We start from the raw sequence: 18,186 nt of genomic DNA on the forward strand, positions 1-18,186 counted from the left end.
TAAAATTTACTTTTTTAAATTCTTACAATTGCTTTCTTCATTTTGTTGCAATTTTTCTAAACTTTCCTGTTGTTTAGATAATTTTTCTACTAATTGTCTCTTTTGCTTTTTCAAATTTTCATCCAATTTATCATCTGGTGTTATTAATAAACGCATCATCATATGCATATACTTTTCATTTAACATATTTTTCCTCCTACTCCTGCTATCGCACCTACGCCTAAACCTAAGAAAAACTTCCACATTTTTCATCCTTTCGTAAAAATTTATGGTATTTTACGAAATGGCTGCGACAGGGTTTGTCGTTTCTTATAAATTTCCGCCATTTTTTAGATAATCTTGCAAAATTTTTTCAAATTTACTTTGCAAACTCGCTGGTTCGATGATTTTGATATATGGCAGATAGAGTTTTGCGAAATTTAAAATTTCATCTTCAAACGCCGCCGTTACGGCGAGTGTGGCGAATTTATCGTTTTGATTTATGATTTCTTGTTTTATAAAAAATTTCTTGTGTTTTAAAAATCCAAGCGCAGTATTATCCACACGCAATCTCGCATTTATGGGACTAGATGAAAACCAGTGGTTTTTGTTTTCTTTGATTTGGGCTAGTTTTTTGATTTCTGGCGAGAAGGTTTGCTCCAAAACATCTAAATTTGAAATTTTCTCAAATGTAAAAGTCTTTAAAACCCCCATTTCATCGCATAGCACATACCACACCCCAAGACGGAAAATAAAGGCATAAGGCTTTGCGGTGCGCTCCTTGCCCGAGTAAGTGAAATTTAAAATATTGTGATTTTTAATAGCGTAGCAAATCTCCTCAAAATCCCTTTTGAGCGTGGAATTTGGGGCAAATTTGTCAAATTTGGCGTCGATTTTATAAACGCCGTTTAGCAGGTCTGTGATTTCCTCGCTTCCAAAGCTAGGGAAAATCTCGCTAACACCTAAATTTCGCGCTAGACTAAGCGAGCATGTATCTAGAACCCCCCCCCCGGGCGCAATTTGCGCGGATTTCGCCACCACTCTTTACGAACTCAAATCCGTGATTTTCCAGCGCCTTTATATCGCGTTTGAGCGTATCTGCGCCCACGCCCAGCTCTTTGCTAAGCTCGCCAAAAGTGAAGCTTTGCGCGCTAAGTGCCAAGGTGCAAAATTTCGCCATGCGATAAGCGATATTATCACGGGTTTTGCCTGAGTTTTTTGCGTAAATTTCTAAATTTTTTATCATATTGCTTTCTTTTGGGGTTATAATAAAATCGTTATTATAACCCCCATTAAATTTGGCTAAATTTATAGCGATGCGTAGCGCACCATGAGGCAAGTGTCGAGTTTAGCAAGCTTTTCGAGGACTGATTTTTGCACCTGAGAATCGACTAAGATTACGGCTAGTGCGTTGCCGTCCTCGCCTCTGCCTAAGCGGAAGTCAGCGATATTGATATTCTCATCGGCTAAAATCGTGCTTATGTTTTTGATGACGCCTGGAACATCGGTGTTTTTGAAGATTATCATCTTACCTTTTGGTTTGAAGTCAGTTTTAAATCCATTGACATTGACTATGCGACCCTCTTTGCCGTCAAAGACCGTGCCCACGACGCTCGAAGTATCCTTGTCTGTGATAATCGTAACACCAATCTCATTTTTGTAGATACTGCCCACGCACTCTTTATACTCGGTCTCGATACCCTTCTCATCGGCTAAGAATTTTGCATTGACATAATTTAGCGAATCGCCCAAACTATCGTGTAGTGCGCCCACGATAGCGAAAACTAGCATTGAATTTAGGTATTGCGAAATCTCGCCGCTACCCTCGATTTTGATAGATTTTATCGGACCTTTGTTGATTTGGGCGGCTAGATATGCCATTTTTGATATCAAATCCACATACGCTTCGATTGAGGCTGGTAAATCCTCGGACTTGATAGGCAAATTTAGCGCATTTGGATAACTGATACCGCGTGCTGCGCTAATAGCTTGCTCTGCGGCCTCGACTGCGATATTTCTTTGTGATTCCAAAGTGTTTGCGCCAAGGTGCGGGGTGGCGGTTAAATTTTCGATATCTAAGAAATCATGCGAAGTGGCTGGTTCTTTGTCGAAAACATCTATACCTAGATATGCGATTTTGCCTGATTTTAGGTTTTTTACTAGGGCTGCTTCGTTGTATAATCCACCGCGCGCGCAGTTTATGAGGCGCACACCGTCTTTCATCTTGGCGATTTGTGGCTCGTCGATCATATTGATAGTTTCGCGGTTTTTTGGCGTGTGGATTGTGATGAAATCGCACGCTAGGATATCGTCGAAATTCGTAGTGTATTTCACGCCTAGTTTTGTGGCCTTTTCTGGATCGATGTATGGGTCATACGCGATGACGCTCATACCAAAGCCAAGTGCGCGCACACCCACGCGAGAGCCGATATTGCCGAAACCGATAATGCCTAGGCTTTTTTTGTATAGCTCGGTGCCATACCATTTTTCGCGTTTCCAAATGCGATTGATTTTCAAATCATTGCACGAATTTACATATTTGCGGGCGGCATTTAGCAGGTGGCACATAGTCATCTCCACAGCGGCGATTGTGTTTGCCGTAGGGACATTCATAAGGATAATTCCGCGCTTAGAGCAGCCGTCGATATCGCAGTTATCCACGCCCACACCAGCGCGCACGATAGCTTTGAGATTAGTTCCTGAATTTAGGAATTTCTCATCTACCGCAGTCGAGCTTCTAGTGATTGCTACATCTGCATCGCCAAGCATGCCATAAAGCTCGTCTTTTGGGACATCAGTAGCGTCGATTACATTGATATCTGATTCTTTTGAGAGAAGTTCAAAACCTATATTGTGGATTGCGTCGCAAACTATTACAGTTTTCATAAATTTCTCCTATTTTGTATGTGGAGTTGCAAGGCAAAACTGCCTTGCAAGCGGGGTTATTTTAGTTGATCTTTGATAAGATCTCCCAAAGTCATTTTTTCGTCATCGCTATTTACTTCGTTTAAAAGCTCGCGCTCTTTTTGGTGAGCTAGTCTGCGAACACTTAGGCGAATACGATTTTTCTTTTCATCGATAAATGCAATCGCAGCTTCGATTTCATCGCCGATTTTGATCTCATCTGCGCTCTTATCGCCCAAATCCTCTTTGCGAAGTAGCGCATCTACGCCACCTTCTAACTCTACGAAGATTCCAAAATCTTTGATATCGCGAATTTTACCTTTTACGACATCGCCTTGTTTGTGAGATTTCGCATAATCGCTAATCGGGCTATCGCCTAACTCTTTGCGATTTAGTGAAATTTTTTGTGTGTCGTTGTCGATTTTGATAATTTTGACTTCTAGTTCATCGCCGATTTTGAATAAATTTTTGCATTTTTCGTTTCTATCCCAAGAAGCGTCTTCATTGTGCAAAAGACCCTCTACGCCGTCGATTCTAACGAACGCGCCAAAATTTGTGATTGTTGTGATTGCACCTTTTACTACATCACCAACTTTATATTTTGCCAAAAATTCATCAAATGGTTTTGGAAGCAAGTTTTTAAGGCTTACTCTTAGTCTTCTTTCATCTGGGTTGATTTCTACGACTTCTACATCGATTTCTTCGCCCTCGCTGATGAAGTCTTTTGGATTTTTGATATTTTTATCCCATGAAATTTCGCTAATGTGCAAAAATCCCTCGATATCGTTGCCTAAATCAACAAATGCGCCATAAGGCTCGATATTGCTGATTTTTACGCGGATTGTGTCGCCGACTTCTAGGCTGTCTTTGATCTCGTTCCAAGGATCAGGCATTGCAGCTTTGATTGAAAGAGATAGGTGTTTTTTGTCGCTATCGTATTTGACGACTTTGACTGGGACTTTGTCGCCGTCTTTGTAAAGTGAGCTAGGATTTACAGGGCCTTTGTATGAAATTTCGCTGTAATGAACTAGACCATCTACGCCACCTACATCGACAAACATACCATAAGTTGTGATTTTTTTGACTGTGCCTTCGATGACACCCTCAGTAGCTACGATTTTTTCGATGATTTCTTTGCTAGCTTTGCGGTCCTCATCAAGCAATTTTTTGCGTGAAACCACGATACTTAGCTCATCTTCATTTACTTTTAGAACTTTTACTTTAAAAGTCTTGCCGATAGCGCCATTTTGGTTTTTAAGCGCACTTTGAGAGCGTGGCATAAAAAACTCAACATCATCTTCGCTAACGCAAACATAACCGCCTTTGTTAAAAGAGACGATTTTGACATCATATACATTTTCTGCATTTTCATCATAAGAATCGATAAATGCTTTGACTTTTTCTTTTTTTATAGCTTTTTTATATGATACGACCGGGCGACCACCTCTACTTCCGATTATCGCGACTTTAATGTCATCACCTACTTTTACACACAAGTTTCCTTGGGCGTCGCTCACTTCGGATACATCCAAAACTCCTTCTAGCTTTCTACCCACATCTACGAAAATCTCGTTGTCTTTAACAGCGATAACCTTACCTGTGACTACCTCATCGTGTGATTTTTGGTTGTCATACTCTTCTAACAATTTCGCAAAATCTTCATCTGCGTGATTTTGAACTTTCTCGTTCACCTCGGCCATAAAGCTTCCTTTAAATTTATTTACATTTTTAACAAAAATGCTAAAAACTAAATCTTACCTAAATTTTGCTTTTAATCAACTAAATTTTTTTAAATTTTGATATGTTAAATTTGAGATGAAATTTTAAAATTTTGATATTTTTTCGATTTTTTCAACGACTTTTTTGATAATCCAATCAGGCGTGCTAGCCCCAGCCGAAATCCCGCATAAATTTTTATTTTTAAACCAAATTTGCTCGATTTCGTCTTCGTTTTCGATCAAATAACTATCCTTGCAAAAGCTTTGCGAAATCAAAAAAAGTTGCTTTGTGTTTGATGAATTTTTGCCACCCACGATTATCATAATATCGGCTTTTTTGGCAAGTTCGGCGGCTGCTTCTTGGTTTTCTAGCGTTGCGTTGCAGATGGTGTTAAAAATACGCACCTCACGCGATTTTTGCATTAAATAATCCACGATTTTGACAAAATTTTCGATTTTTTTCGTAGTTTGTGAAACAACAGCAACCTTCGAATTTAGCTTAATCTCGTCCAATTCACTTGGCTCTAAAACAACAAAAACCCTGCCCTTAGCATAGGATTTCACCCCTTTTACCTCTGGGTGGTTGCTATCGCCAAAAATCACGATATCATACCCCTCATCGCTCATTTTTTCGACGATTTGCTGTGGTTTGGTCACGAAGGGGCAGGTCGCGTCGATGAGCTCTTTATTTTGCTCTCTTAGACGCGTCAAATCCTCTTTTTGGATACCATGAGTGCGGATTATGAGCTTTTTTTCATCGCTTACTTCGCTAGCGTCTTTTAGGGTTTTAACGCCGAAATTTTGCCTTAGGCGGTTAATCTCTTCTGCGTTGTGGATTAGCTCGCCTATCGTCGAGGCTTCGCCTGCGTTTTCTGCGATTTTAATCGCTCTTTTTACCCCGAAGCAAAAGCCGTAGCTTTTGGCCATTTCAATCCTCAACGCTAGCTCCAATTTGTTTTAAAATTTCGCTGAAATTTGGAAAAGATGTCGCGATACATTTAGCATCTTCTATCATCATACCGCATTTAAGCCCCAAAATCGCAAAGCTCATCGCAATTCTGTGATCGCCATGAGGCGTGATGATTGCTGGGCTCATTTCTCCACCGCCTATGATTTCAAAGCCATCTTCTAGCTCGCTAGCTGCCACGCCACACGCCTTTAATCCCTCGACCATGACAGCTATGCGGTCGCACTCTTTGACGCGAAGTTCTTTTGCGTTTTTTAGGGTGCTTTTGCCCTGCGCGCAGGCAAACGCCACGGCTAGGGCTGGGGCTTCATCTATCATCCACGGGATATTTTCGCTAACATCTACGGCGTGAAGCGGGGCGTAAGAAATTTCGATATCGCCGATTTCTTCGTAAATTTCATCAGTTTTTTTGTAGCTGATTTTCGCGCCCATTTTCTTTAAAATTTCATAAGCTTCTATGCGAGTTTTATTTAAAAGCATATTTTTTAGCACGATATGCGAGCCCGGGATTATCGAGGCTGCCACAGCGTAATAAAACGCCGAGCTTGGGTCGTTTGGCACGAAAATTTCAAGCGGTTTAAGTGGCGCGCGTAGTGGCTCTACACGCAGTTCAAGGCCATTTGTGCTAATATCCGCTCCCATAGCTTTTAGCATTTTTTCGCTGTGATCGCGGCTTAGCTCAGGTTCGCTAAATTTGCAACCATTGCTATTAAGAGCGGCTAAAATCATAGCGGTTTTGACCTGAGCAGATGAAATTTTGCTATCAAATTCGAAATATTCAAGCTTGTTTCCCTCGATTGCAATCGGAGCTTTGTTCGCATTATCACGGCCGTAAATTTTCGCCCCTACTTTGCTTAGGGGACCCCCTATTCTGCGCATTGGGCGCTCGTTTAGGTATTTATCACCACTTAGGACGAAAAATCCCTTAACCGAGCTTAAAAGCCCCATAAAAAGGCGAATTGTCGTGCCTGAGTTCCCGCACTCTAATGGCATATTTGGCTCTTTTATCGCGCCTTTTGGCGTGATTTCGACTTCGGCACCCACTCGCTTAACCTCTGCGCCCAGAGCCTCTACGATTTTTAGCGTATTTAGCGTATCCTCGGCTAGCAAAAAATTTGAAATTTTGCTTGTCCTATCTGATAAAAGCGCGAAAATTGCGCTTCTGTGAGAGATCGATTTATCCGAGCCGATATTTGAAATTTCGGCATTTAATGGCGATTTTTGAGCGAAAATTCTCATCGTAATTCTAATCCTAAATTTTGATTTAATGCTTGTAAAATTTTATCCATAAAGCCCGCTACTTCGTCATCTTCGAGGGTTTTGTTATCGTCTTGGAAACTAAATTTAATTGTCAGACTCGCGCTATCTTTTAGGCTTTCGTCTCTGTATAAATCAGTCGGCAAAAATTCCTTCAAAGCGTCGATTTTAAGAGAGCTTATAACCTCTTTAATCTTCTCAAATCTAAGGTCATTTGGCACCAAAATGCTTAAATCGCGCGAAATACTAGGGAATTTCGAATAAGCATTTGCCATGATTCTTTCAAATTTTAGCTTTTCAAAATCAATCTCGCACAAATATGTTTTTTCTAAATCGCGACTTTTTTCCACATCGCCATCTACGCGCCCTATAAAGCCCACAATTTCGCCATTTTGCTCGATTAGGGCTTGTTCAAATTCGCTTAAAAAGCCGATTTTTTGCTCTGGAATTTTCACGCTAAATTTGCCAATCACGCTTTGAATTAATCCCGCAAAGTATAGAAAATCCGCAGCCGCAGGTTTCGCGCCGTTTGCGATAGAGCTTTCGTTTTTTAGTCCGCTTGCGACAAATCCCAGTTTTTGCGATTGCACGCCCTCAGCGTCAAAAACCGTGCCAAGCTCGAAAAGTTTGACGCTTTTTTTAGAATTTTTCAAATTTCGCTCAGATGAAGCCAAAAGATGATTTATCAGCGTTGGGCGAAGCGCGTCTAACTCGCTATTGATTGGGTTTAAAATCTCTTTTTTGCACGGCACAAATCCAAGAGAGGCTAAAATTTTGCTATCGTCAAAGACATAATGCACACACTCGAAAAATCCCAAAGCAGCCGCTTTTTTGCGCACTTTGCGTGAATTTTGCAAATTTATATAAGTTTCGTTTATGCGTGTTTTTTCCTCGAATTTCATCGGTGCTGAGGCGATATTATCAATGCCTACGATTCGCACGATTTCCTCGCAAATATCGTGCGCATTTAGCACATCGTGCCTAAAATGCGGAACTTTGGCGTTGATAAAATCAGCCTCTATGCTAATATCAAATCCTAGTTTTTTTAGAATTTTTACGATTTGATCGCGCGAAATATCTGCGCCAATCATTTTATTAATCTCTTTGTCGCTAAATCTAATCGTTACAGGCTCATACGCGCTCGAAATTCTCTGCGCGCCAGCATACGGCAAAATCGAAGGATTTTCACCCAAAATGCGAAATAAAAGATCCGTGCCCACGCCTAGGCTTGGCTCGCTACCACGAGATGAGCGATAAACCTGCTCGTCGCCTTTTAGGCTTTTGTTTTCGTTTATGGCTTTTGCGATGACAAGGGGTTTGGTGTAGTTTGCCTCGATGATTGCGATTTTTGTCTCGTCGCAGGCTTTAAAATTTTCATCTTGGCAAATTCCAGCGATACTTAGCAGTTTTTCACCACAATACACGCCAAATTCGCCGTTTTGTAGCTGTTTAATATCAAGTGAAATTTTTTCGCTCCCATTAGCGATTTTTTCGAAATCATACGCCCTTAGCAAAACTCCCGTCGCGTGCGTAACATAGCTTAGATAGTTTTGCACAGCGCAAGAGCCTAGCAAATCGGCATTTGCAAGGCGCAAAATGTGTTTAAAAGAAAGGCCGAAATTTTTCTTTGCTTCAAAGGCGCGAAATGAAAATCTCGCGTTGCTTTCGGCGTTTGTATGGACATTTAGAATTCTGCCGATTCCCGGGGCATTTTCAGGATCTTTGAACTCGACTTTTTCTTTCAACGCTAAATTTAACCCAGCGCTAAGATCTCGCGCGATACCTAAAATACTAAGGCAATCGCCCCTGTTTGCAGTAAGCTCGATCTCGATTATGTCATCGTTAAAAATTTCATACTCATTTAGCGCCTTGCCAGGGATTAGCTCGCCGATACTTTCATCTAAAATCATAATCCCATCGAAGGTCTTAGGAAGCCCAAGCTCGGTCGATGAGCAAATCATACCAAAGCTCTCTTCGCCACGAAGTTTGGCCGGTTTGATCTCCAATCCGCCAGGAAGCTTCGCTCCCACGAGTGCTACTGCTACGAACTGCCCAGCATCGACATTTTTGGCTCCGCACACGATTTGGAGCGTTTTTTCGCCGACATCGACTTCGCAGACATTTAAATGGTCTGAATTTTCGTGGCGTCTTTTGCTTTTGACTAGCCCCACGACGACCAAATTTGGGATATTCATGCGAGTGTGCGCATCGACTTCTAAACCAATCGAATTTAGCGTAAGGGCTAAATTTTCTGATGAGACTTCGCTTAAATCAATCCAATCTTGTAACCAATTTTTCGTTATTATCATTTAAATTGCTCCAATAATCTAATATCGCCTTCAAAAAGTGAGCGCAAATCAGGAATTCTATGAAGTAGCATAGCAAATCTCTCGACCCCAAGTCCAAAGGCATATCCGCTCACATCGCTCCATTTTACCGCTTTAAACACATTTGGATCTACCACGCCACTTCCTAGCACTTCTAGCCAGCCAGTTTGTTTGCAGACACGACAGCCCGATCCGCCGCAGAAAATACAGCTAATATCAACCTCTGTGCTAGGCTCGGTGAATGGGAAAAAGCTAGGGCGAAATCGCACCTTTACATCGCCAAACATATAATGCAAAAAATCCTCTAAAATGTATTTTAAATTCGCAAAGCTCACATTTGCGCCCTTTTCGACGACTAAACCCTCTACTTGGTGAAACATCGGCGTATGTGTCAAATCCATATCGCGTCTAAATACCGCACCTGGGGCTATCATACGCACTAGCGGAGTTTTAAATTTCTCCATTGTGCGGATTTGCACGCCGCTAGTGTGTGTGCGCAAAAGCTCGCCTGAATTTAGATAAAATGTATCTTGCATATCGCGCGCTGGGTGGTATTTCGGTAAATTTAGCGCTTCGAAATTGTGGAAATCATCTTCGATTAGCGGGCCTGTTTCGACGCTGAAATTTTGCGATACAAAATAATCAATTATCTTATCCATAGTCTCCATTACAGGGTGAAGTGCCCCGCTAGCGACATTTTCGTTAAACAGCGTAACATCGATCGCCTCTTTTTTCATCGCCTCTTTTTGCGCGATTGCCTCCAAGGCTGATTTTTTCGCGCCAATTAGCTCGGAAAAAATATCTCGCTTTTGGTTTGCCTCTTTTGCAAATTCCTTTTTTTGCTCGGCAGGAACGGACTTTAACTGAGCGAAAAGCTCGGTGATAATGCCCTTTTTGCCAAATAATTCAAGGCGGATTTTTTCGATTTCATCTAAGCTAGTGGCTGCTTCGATTTTGGCTTTGATTTCTTGCAAAATTTATCCTTTTTGTAAAAAAATGAATTTTGCGATTGTAGTTAAAAATTGATAAAAACAAGGTAAAAATTCATAAATTTGAAATTTTTAGCTATAATTCGCCCTGATTTTTTAACCCAAAAAGGATTTATTATGAATATTTTCGAAAGAATTGTTTCAGGCGAAATTCCATGCAACAAAGTCCTAGAAAACGACGATTTTCTGGCATTTCACGACATTAGTCCAAAAGCTCCAATACACATTTTGGCAATTCCAAAAAAATGTTATGAAAACTTCCAAGTAACCCCGCCAGAGGTCATGGTCGGTCTTAGCAGTTTTATCAAGGAAGTCGCTGTGAAAATGGGGCTAGATAAGACAGGTTACCGCCTAGTGTGCAACTGCGGCGAAAACAGCGGCCAAGAGGTCATGCACCTGCACTTTCATATCCTTGGTGGAACGAAACTTCCGTGGGATAACACAAACGGTGCGAATACGCACGATAAATTCTAAAACTCACAAATTTCACAAGTCGCCAAATTTGGCGACTTTTCTGCTTTTTTAAATTTTAAAATTTCCATTTTCTCCACAATTAAGTAAATTTTAATAGGGGCGGGGTTACAATCACTTCCTTTAAATTTACCCAAATAGGAGTATATATGAAAAAATCTATTTTTGGTTGCGCTATTATCGCGCTTTTAGTAAGTGGATGTGGTTATGTCAAAAAACCATTTGTAAAAGAGGCTTCGCTTTTGGATAGAGCCGAGCTTGCCACAGGTATAGAAAAATCAAATTTAACAATCGTTAAAGACTCAGTGGTCAGCGAAATCGACTCTGTGCATTTTAAGGTCAATGATAACAAAGGCAATCTATACAGATGCTATTTCACCAGCGTCGTAGCACTAGATTCCGATACGCTATGCACCAAAATCGGCGGCGCAAATGGCGCGTCAAACCAAAAATGCAACGCATTGCTAAAAAAAGCAGGAAAATGCTAGACTAAATTTGACTGAAATTTCAAGGTTTAAATTTAGGTTTAAATTTTGAGATTAAATTTAAAAAGTCGCCAAATTTGGCGACTTTTATTGAGGTTTGCAAAGATTATTTTGCAAGCATTGCATCAAGCATCCAAAGGCGTTTTTCGTATCCGCCAAGTTTGTCTTGTGCGAAATTTGATGTTACGATATCGCCTGCTTCGTCTGCGATTTCGGCTAGTTTTTTGAACTCTTTTAGCAAATATTCATAGGCTTTTTTCACATTTTTTAGCACCTCTTCTGCGCTATAATCGTCTTTTAGATCGATTGGAGCAGAGGCTAGTTTGATTAGCTCTTCGGCTTTGATTACTGGTTTGCCACCGATTTGCAATGCTCTTTCAGCTGCGTCATCGAAAAGCACGCCAAACTCATCGTAAGCTTCCTCTGTGTAAGAGTGGATTGGCGCGAATTGTAGGCCTTTGATATTCCAGTGATATGCGTGAAATGCGACAAATAGCGCATGTGCATCTGCTTGGATTTGGTTTAGTTGTTTTGTTACTTTTGACATTTTCATGTCTCCTTTCTTAATTTAAATTCGGCGGTATTATAAACGATAAATTTAAATAAAAAGTATCTAATTAATAAATTTTATTATTTAGAACTCTCAAATTTACAAAATTTACATATAATTAAGGCTTTATATCAAAATTTAAAGAGCAAAAATGGTAAAAGTTTTTTTGATCGAAGATGACGCTGAGTTTGCTGGATTGATAGCCGAATTTTTGGGCTTGCGGGGCATTAGCGTGGAGGCGTGTGAGGATCCGTTTTTGGCGATTAGCACGGATTTGGCGCAGTTTGATTTGGTTTTGCTAGACCTGGGGCTTCCTGGCATGGACGGGCTGGAAGTTTGCAAAGAAATCCGCAAAAAAAGCAAAATCCCGGTTATCGTTTCGAGCGCGCGCGCCTCGACCGTCGATAAGGTAAGCGCCCTGCAAATCGGGGCTGATGATTACCTGCCCAAACCATACGATCCAGACGAGCTATACGCGCGCATAATCTCGCTTTTGCGCAGGGCAAATGATTTTAAAGAAGAGAGCGAAAATTTAGCGTTTAGCGTGGATAAAAATCTAGGCGATGTGCTGTTTAAGGGCATAAATTTGGGGCTTACACTGGCTGAGTTTGAAGTGCTTGGTGAGCTGGTTCGCAACTTCCCAGCCGCTGTCAGCAAGGAGCAAATTTTGCGCGCCTCGCCCTCGATTGTATCGGCAAATGAGAAAAATTTGGAGATGATAATCAGCAAAATTCGAGCCAAAATCAAACCTCACAGCGAGGCAAATCACATAATCTCGCTTCGCGGCAGAGGGTATCGTCTTGCCAAATAGCGAGCAAAATTTGGCGCAAAATTCGGCGCAGACAGATACGCAAAAGGGCGCAAAAAATTCAGCGCAAATAAATTCGCAAAACAGCGCGCAAAAGTCCATTTTCAGGCGCATTTTGATACTTTTTTTAGTAGCGTTTTTGGGGGTAGTTTTTTTATGGTTTGGCGTGCATAGCTGGAAGGATTATCGCTACAAAGAGACTTTGCGCCTAAATTTACGGCTAAATTTGCAAAGTTTCCAAGAAGAGCTTTTAAACGCTAGCTTGCCAAGCGATGAAATTTTGGCGCAAAACGGCTTTGTTTTAGCCGAAAATTTCGGCACCAAAAACGCTAAAATCATCGAGAGTTTCGGCGATAAAAACAGCGGCTATCAGATCGTAAAATCAGGGCGCGAGGAGCTGTTTTTCATATACACGCCGATTAATTATATGGTTTTGCGCGCCTTGGATAATGACCGAGATTTCGCGGTTTTCGACATTTTTTTCTGCGTTTTGCTAGGTATTTTGGCGCTACTTTTTTTCTTTTTAAACAAGGCTTTGGCGCCACTAAATTTGCTTTATTCAAATTTGCTAAATTTAAAAAACGGCGAGTTTAAAATTTTGGAAATCAAAAGCGATTATAAAGAAATTTCTCGTATCCAAAACGCCTATAATAGCGCGATTTTGCGCATAAAACAGCTTCTTGGCACCAGAGAAATGTTTAACAAAATCTTTATGCACGAGATGAAAACTCCCCTTGCCAAGGGCGCATTTTACCTAAAAAACGCTCCCAGCCCGCAAAATCAGGGCAATTTGGCTAGGCTTTTTGCGCAGATAAACGAGCAGTTAGAAAATTTCAGGCTTCTTGAAAGTCTGGTTAGCTCCGAGGCGGTAGAGTGCGAGCAAATGGGCTTTGGCGAGGTTTTTGAGCGCACACGCGAAAAGCTAAATTTGCGCGAAAATGATAAAATTTGCGTTGATTTAGAGAGCGATTTTAAAATTTACGGAAGCGCCGAGCTGTGGGAGATTTGCCTGAAAAATTTAATCGAAAACGCCCTGAATTACTCGCCAAATCACGAGATTAAAATTTACGCCACGCACGGCGCGATAGTTTTCGAAAACAGCGGCGAGCCCCTAGCCAAGGACATTTCTAGCGCAAACGGCGAGCTGGAACTAAACTGGAAATTGGATAAAAGCGTGCGCCATAAAAGTTCGAGCGGGTATGGATTTGGGCTATTTATCATACAAAAAACAGCGATTTTAAACGGCTACGAAATCGCCTATTCGCACGAAAATGGCGTAAATTTTATAAAATTTATAAAAAAGTGAAACAGAATTTGCGTAAATTGGTTAAAAAATTTTTTAAATTTATCGCTATATTGGCGATGATATATTTTTTACCGATAGTTTTGTTACTTTTTAGAAAACCTTTCATTATAAAAACCATGAAAGATGATTTGATAAATTATGAATTGTATTACCTAAAAAGTCATTATAACGCTAAACTTAAAGCATTAGATAAAAGCGATGATGAGATAGAAAAGCTAACAAAGGAGTATGATAAGATTTTAGAGAAACAAAGAGATAAATTTTATAAAACTTGTAAAAAGTATGTTAGCTATACGCTTTCGCATTTTGATTCTGTATATTTTTATGTTACTTGTAAATTTGATGATGAGACTAAAAAGTTATATTCGGATTTGCAAAAAGTTATTAAAATCAATGATGAATATCATTTAATTACTAAAAAAAGGCTCATATAATGTTTTCTAATATGCCCACAATGTATTCTTATGAAGTGCAACAAAAACATTTAAATCCTGACAAAGAAATATCATATATGGAAGTTGATAAAGATATGCTTTCGGAAGCTACCGAATTGCTTGATTATTTTGAAGCAAATGATATCAAGTCAAAAATATTTGTTTATGATAAAAAACAAGAAATTTACTTTAAAATCAAATAAAAGAAACGAATTGCAAACTGCGAATTTAAAAATTAACATTTATCTTTTGGTAGTTAGGTGTCGGCTCGCAATGACAGCAAATTTAGCGTAAATTTTTCTGCCAAAGTTAGCTTTGGTTAGCAAAGCGTGGGTTTTGGGGTTAGTTTGCGCGCGTATAATCACGCCAACTTTAAAGCAAAGGAGAAAAAATGAAAAAGTTAGTTCTATCATTAGCGTGCGCGGTTTTGGCAACTGGGGCTTTCGCACAAGATCCGCAAGGCGGTCAAACTCCGCTTCCATGCGCAAACGCCCAGCATAAATGCGCTCCAAATTTAATGCCAAAAATGGGCGGATTTAAGGGTGGTTTCCACGAAGATTTCAAAGGCGGCGCAATGCCGTGCGCTGGCGATATGAAAAACTGCCAAGCAAAGGGGGCAAAATTTGGCCAAGGTATGAAAAAATTCCACAAAATGGGGCACAATGACCGCTACACAGGCGCGATTATGCGCGAGCTTCCACGCCTTGATCTAAGCGACGAGCAATGGGCGAAGGTGCGCAGAATAATGTTTGAAGCAAACGAAGCGCGAATCGCCAAAAAATCAGAGCCACGCGAGAATTTGCTAGAAGATATCGCTAATTTTGACAAGGCAAAATTTATCGAAAATAATAGCAAAAAATTTACCGAGCAAATCACCGCCGAGGCTGGTGTCATCGAGGCCTTGCTTGGTGTGCTTAGTGGCGAACAAAAGTCAAATTTGGCTAAAAATTTAAAAGAGCGCAAGGAAAAAAGAGAGGCGCAAAAAGAGCTTAAAAAAGATAAAAAATAAGCCTTCCTAAAATAATTTCATACTCCCCTAACCCTGCGAATTTCGCGGGGTTTTTTAAATTTATCACTAAATTTAGCACCAAATTTTCAAAACTGCGCAAATTTCAAAATTTAACTCGCACAAAAATATTTCGCTTCGTATTTTAAGTAACAAAAGGGTAGAATTACAAAATTTAGAATTTTTAAGGAGAAGAAATGGGAAAATTTGTGAATAATGTCGATGAATTTTTCAAATTTTGCGAAGAAAACGAAGTTAAATTTGTCGATTTCCGCTTTACGGATATGAAGGGATTTTGGCACTCCATCAGCTACAATATCAAAATCGTCGAACCAGATCAGTTCAAAAACGGTATCCCAATGGACGCTAGCTCGATGGACGGCTGGCAACCAATCGATAAAAGCGATATGCTAATGATGCCAGATGTGGAGACTGCATTTTTAGATCCATTTACCGCAGACCCTACGGCTGTGGTTTTTAGCGATATTTTCGATATTTACAAGGGCGAACTTTACGAAAAATGCCCTCGCTCAATCGCCAAAAAGGCTATGAAATACCTAAAAGATAGCGGACTTGGCGATGAGGCGTATTTCGGGGCTGAAAATGAATTTTTCATCTTCGATAATGTCAAAATCGTCGATAGCACAAACTGTGCTATGTATGAGATAGACACCGAAGAGGGCGAGTGGAACGACGATACGAACTTCTCATCAGGATACAATAGCGGCCACCGCCCACGCAAAAAAGGCGGATATTTGATGACTCAGCCAATCGATACAGCCACTGATTTAAGGGCTGAGATGATGCAGGTTTTGGAGCAAGTAGGACTTGATGTCATGCTAGGACACCACGAAGTAGCCCAAGGCCAAAACGAAATCGGCGTGAAATTTGGCAATCTAGTCGAAATGGCCGACAATGTCCAAAAACTCAAATATGTCATCAAAATGGTAGCCCAACTAAACGGCAAAACCGCGACTTTCATGCCAAAACCGCTTTATGGCGACAATGGAAATGGCATGCATGTGCATCAATCAGTCTGGAAAGACGGCAAAAACCTATTTTATGGCGAGGGAAATTACGCGAATTTAAGCGATTTCGCTAGATGGTATATCGGTGGCGTGCTAGCTCACGCAAGAAGCGTCGCTGCCTTTACAAACGCCAGCACGAACAGCTACAAACGCCTAATCCCGGGTTTTGAAGCTCCGTCGATTTTGACATATTCTAGCCAAAACCGCTCAGCTTCTGTGCGAATTCCTTATGGCGCAGGCGAAAAGAGCGTGCGGGCTGAATTTCGCTTCCCAGATAGCACTTCAAATCCATATTTAGCCTTCGCTGCAATGCTAATGGCAGGACTTGATGGCGTGAAAAACAAAATCGAGCCAGCAGGGCCAATGGACGAAAATCTATTTAAACTCACCCTTGATGAGATTCGCGAGCGCGGTATCGAGCAGTTCCCGCACACGCTTCGTGGCTCGCTAGAAGCGCTGATCCGCGATAGAGCGTATCTCAAAGATATTATGAGCGACGATTTTATCCAAGCTTATCAACACATGAAATTTAAAACCCAAGTTTGGCCATACGAAGCACGCCCTACTCCGTATGAGTTTAAGATGAATTTTTCGTGCTAAGGGCGCGTGGGCGAAAGTGATTTCGCCCAAATTTCAAAATTTTGAAACTCAAACTCTTTTATAACAAAAAAGAATTTTGCCTATTTTCACTTTTTATCGTTTTGATTTTTGCGCTAAATTTGGCGTTTAAATACCACGAATTTTGCGAATTTAAATCAAATTCTCGCATATTTTTACAAAGCCAAATTCTAAATTCCTACGACAAAACAAACGCCAAAGGTCGCACATACACCGTGCTAAAACTAAAATCAGGGAATTTTACGATTTATACCACGACCAAAACAGGGCGCGAATTCCCACGATTCGCGCGCGTAAGTGTGGGTATCATCACGCAAAATTTGAGTTTTTTGGATTTTGTGAAAGCTAGGTTTTATGCGCCAAATTTTAAAATTTCCGCCCCATTTTACGAAAATTCGCCAAAATCAAAAGCCATAAATTTTATTCGTTCTCAGCACGCAAACCCCCTCATAGCCGATCTTTACAGCGCGCTGTATTTCGCCACGCCCATGCCTTATGATTTGCGCCAAAACATCACGCACTGGGGGATCGCGCATATTGTTTCGATTAGCGGATTTCATTTAGGGATTATTTTTTCGTCGTTTTTCCTAATCTTTGCGCCGATTTATCGCATTTTGCAAAGGCGATTTTTCCCGTGGCGAAATCTCAAATTTGACCTTAGCGTTACGGCGATTTTGCTGATGATTGGCTATCTTTTTGTGCTGGATTTCACGCCTAGTTTTTTGCGTTCGCTGGCGATGTGCGTGGTGGGATTTTTCCTTTTGTGGCGCAATTTCGAGCTTTTAAATTTCGCCAATCTCTTCCTTAGCATTGCGCTTTTGCTAGCCGTTTTTCCGCATTTAGCTTTTAGCGTGGGGTTTTATTTTTCCTCCCTTGGCGTGCTTTATATTTTTTTGTATTCGCACCATTTTTGGGGCAAATTTGGCACTTTCGCAAATTTGGCACTTTTTAATCTTTATGTCTGGTTTGCGATGAATATCGCGGTGTATTTTTTCTTTCCGCTGGCTTCATTTCAGCAACTTAGCGTGATTATCATCGGATATATTTTTGTGATTTTTTACCCTCTTAGCGTGGTTTTGCACCTGTGCGGATTGGGCGGGGTTTTTGATGAGACTTTGATTAGTTTTTTAAATTTCACGCTTCCAAGCTTTAAAGCGCAAATTCCACTTCCACTTTTTGTGCTTGCAAATTTATGTGCTCTTGGCGCTATTCGCTTTAAAACCTGCGCCTTGATATGCCCTATTTTAGGAATTCTGCCGATATTTTTCATAACTTAAATTTTAAAATTTATTTTGAAATTTAAGCAAAATATACACCTCATCGCTGTATAATAAAAAGT

Annotated in this window: 19 protein-coding genes; 9 read left to right on the plus strand and 10 right to left on the minus strand. The window is 40.6% G+C overall.

Annotated features, from left to right (window positions below):
• Positions 1–6: 6 nt before the first annotated feature.
• From OFN98_RS04095 to pheS, 9 genes are all read right to left on the minus strand, one after another.
• Complete coding sequence (locus tag OFN98_RS04095; protein ID WP_270862272.1) at positions 7–186, minus strand: hypothetical protein; 180 nt, start codon at positions 184–186, stop codon at positions 7–9.
• A gap of 123 nt (positions 187–309) precedes the next feature.
• Positions 310–1,017, minus strand: coding sequence for a WYL domain-containing protein (locus OFN98_RS04100; RefSeq protein WP_270874492.1), 708 nt, complete (start codon positions 1,015–1,017; stop codon positions 310–312).
• Positions 959–1,225 carry an HTH domain-containing protein gene (locus tag OFN98_RS04105; RefSeq protein WP_270874491.1) on the minus strand — a complete coding sequence of 89 codons (267 nt, stop codon included), beginning with the start codon at positions 1,223–1,225 and terminating at the stop codon, positions 959–961. The genes OFN98_RS04100 and OFN98_RS04105 overlap by 59 nt, the downstream gene beginning before the upstream one ends.
• Before the next feature lie 62 nt (positions 1,226–1,287).
• Positions 1,288–2,865, minus strand: coding sequence for a phosphoglycerate dehydrogenase (gene serA / locus OFN98_RS04110; protein WP_270858328.1), 1,578 nt, complete (start codon positions 2,863–2,865; stop codon positions 1,288–1,290).
• Positions 2,866–2,921: 56 nt separating this feature from the next.
• A complete protein-coding gene (locus OFN98_RS04115) occupies positions 2,922–4,583 on the minus strand; it encodes a 30S ribosomal protein S1 (protein ID WP_270874490.1) in 1,662 nt (553 codons plus the stop codon).
• Positions 4,584–4,706: 123 nt separating this feature from the next.
• The gene (locus tag OFN98_RS04120) at positions 4,707–5,540 is read right to left on the minus strand and encodes a 4-hydroxy-3-methylbut-2-enyl diphosphate reductase (RefSeq protein WP_270865917.1); all 834 of its coding nucleotides are present in this window, start codon (positions 5,538–5,540) and stop codon (positions 4,707–4,709) included.
• Positions 5,530–6,807, minus strand: coding sequence for a 3-phosphoshikimate 1-carboxyvinyltransferase (gene aroA / locus OFN98_RS04125; protein ID WP_270874489.1), 1,278 nt, complete (start codon positions 6,805–6,807; stop codon positions 5,530–5,532). Before aroA ends, OFN98_RS04120 begins: the two co-directional genes overlap by 11 nt.
• Positions 6,804–9,134, minus strand: a complete 2,331-nt coding sequence (pheT, locus tag OFN98_RS04130) for a phenylalanine--tRNA ligase subunit beta (RefSeq protein ID WP_270874488.1) — start codon at positions 9,132–9,134, stop codon at positions 6,804–6,806. Before pheT ends, aroA begins: the two co-directional genes overlap by 4 nt.
• Positions 9,131–10,126, minus strand: a complete 996-nt coding sequence (gene pheS / locus OFN98_RS04135; protein WP_270874487.1) for a phenylalanine--tRNA ligase subunit alpha — start codon at positions 10,124–10,126, stop codon at positions 9,131–9,133. Before pheS ends, pheT begins: the two co-directional genes overlap by 4 nt.
• 132 nt (positions 10,127–10,258) lie before the next feature.
• Here pheS and OFN98_RS04140 point away from each other — a divergent pair, with 132 nt between their 5' ends.
• Positions 10,259–10,615, plus strand: a complete 357-nt coding sequence (locus OFN98_RS04140) for a histidine triad nucleotide-binding protein (protein WP_270858334.1) — start codon at positions 10,259–10,261, stop codon at positions 10,613–10,615.
• A 146-nt stretch (positions 10,616–10,761) separates the two neighbouring features.
• The gene (locus tag OFN98_RS04145) at positions 10,762–11,100 is read left to right on the plus strand and encodes a hypothetical protein (protein ID WP_270858335.1); all 339 of its coding nucleotides are present in this window, start codon (positions 10,762–10,764) and stop codon (positions 11,098–11,100) included.
• Between the two features lie 103 nt (positions 11,101–11,203).
• Here OFN98_RS04145 and OFN98_RS04150 read toward each other — a convergent pair whose 3' ends face one another.
• A complete protein-coding gene (locus OFN98_RS04150; protein WP_270858336.1) occupies positions 11,204–11,644 on the minus strand; it encodes a Dps family protein in 441 nt (146 codons plus the stop codon).
• A gap of 154 nt (positions 11,645–11,798) precedes the next feature.
• Here OFN98_RS04150 and OFN98_RS04155 point away from each other — a divergent pair, with 154 nt between their 5' ends.
• The 7 genes from OFN98_RS04155 to OFN98_RS04185 all read left to right on the plus strand — a co-directional run bounded on the left by OFN98_RS04155 (position 11,799) and on the right by OFN98_RS04185 (position 18,124).
• Entirely contained in the window at positions 11,799–12,458 is a 660-nt protein-coding gene (locus tag OFN98_RS04155) for a response regulator transcription factor (protein ID WP_270874486.1), read from the plus strand.
• Complete coding sequence (locus tag OFN98_RS04160; protein WP_270874485.1) at positions 12,448–13,761, plus strand: hypothetical protein; 1,314 nt, start codon at positions 12,448–12,450, stop codon at positions 13,759–13,761. Before OFN98_RS04155 ends, OFN98_RS04160 begins: the two co-directional genes overlap by 11 nt.
• A 56-nt stretch (positions 13,762–13,817) precedes the next feature.
• Complete coding sequence (locus OFN98_RS04165) at positions 13,818–14,195, plus strand: hypothetical protein (RefSeq protein ID WP_270874484.1); 378 nt, start codon at positions 13,818–13,820, stop codon at positions 14,193–14,195.
• On the plus strand, positions 14,195–14,398 hold the full coding sequence (locus OFN98_RS04170; RefSeq protein WP_270874483.1) for a hypothetical protein: 204 nt from the start codon (positions 14,195–14,197) through the stop codon (positions 14,396–14,398). Before OFN98_RS04165 ends, OFN98_RS04170 begins: the two co-directional genes overlap by 1 nt.
• Before the next feature lie 188 nt (positions 14,399–14,586).
• A complete protein-coding gene (locus OFN98_RS04175) occupies positions 14,587–15,204 on the plus strand; it encodes a hypothetical protein (protein ID WP_270874482.1) in 618 nt (205 codons plus the stop codon).
• 194 nt (positions 15,205–15,398) lie between these two features.
• Positions 15,399–16,829, plus strand: coding sequence for a type I glutamate--ammonia ligase (glnA, locus tag OFN98_RS04180; RefSeq protein WP_270858342.1), 1,431 nt, complete (start codon positions 15,399–15,401; stop codon positions 16,827–16,829).
• 41 nt (positions 16,830–16,870) lie between these two features.
• Positions 16,871–18,124, plus strand: coding sequence for a ComEC/Rec2 family competence protein (locus OFN98_RS04185; RefSeq protein ID WP_270874481.1), 1,254 nt, complete (start codon positions 16,871–16,873; stop codon positions 18,122–18,124).
• Positions 18,125–18,186 lie beyond the last annotated feature (62 nt).

It is taken from the genome of Campylobacter sp. JMF_15 NE4, from assembly GCF_027737645.1.
GTDB lineage: Bacteria > Campylobacterota > Campylobacteria > Campylobacterales > Campylobacteraceae > Campylobacter_B.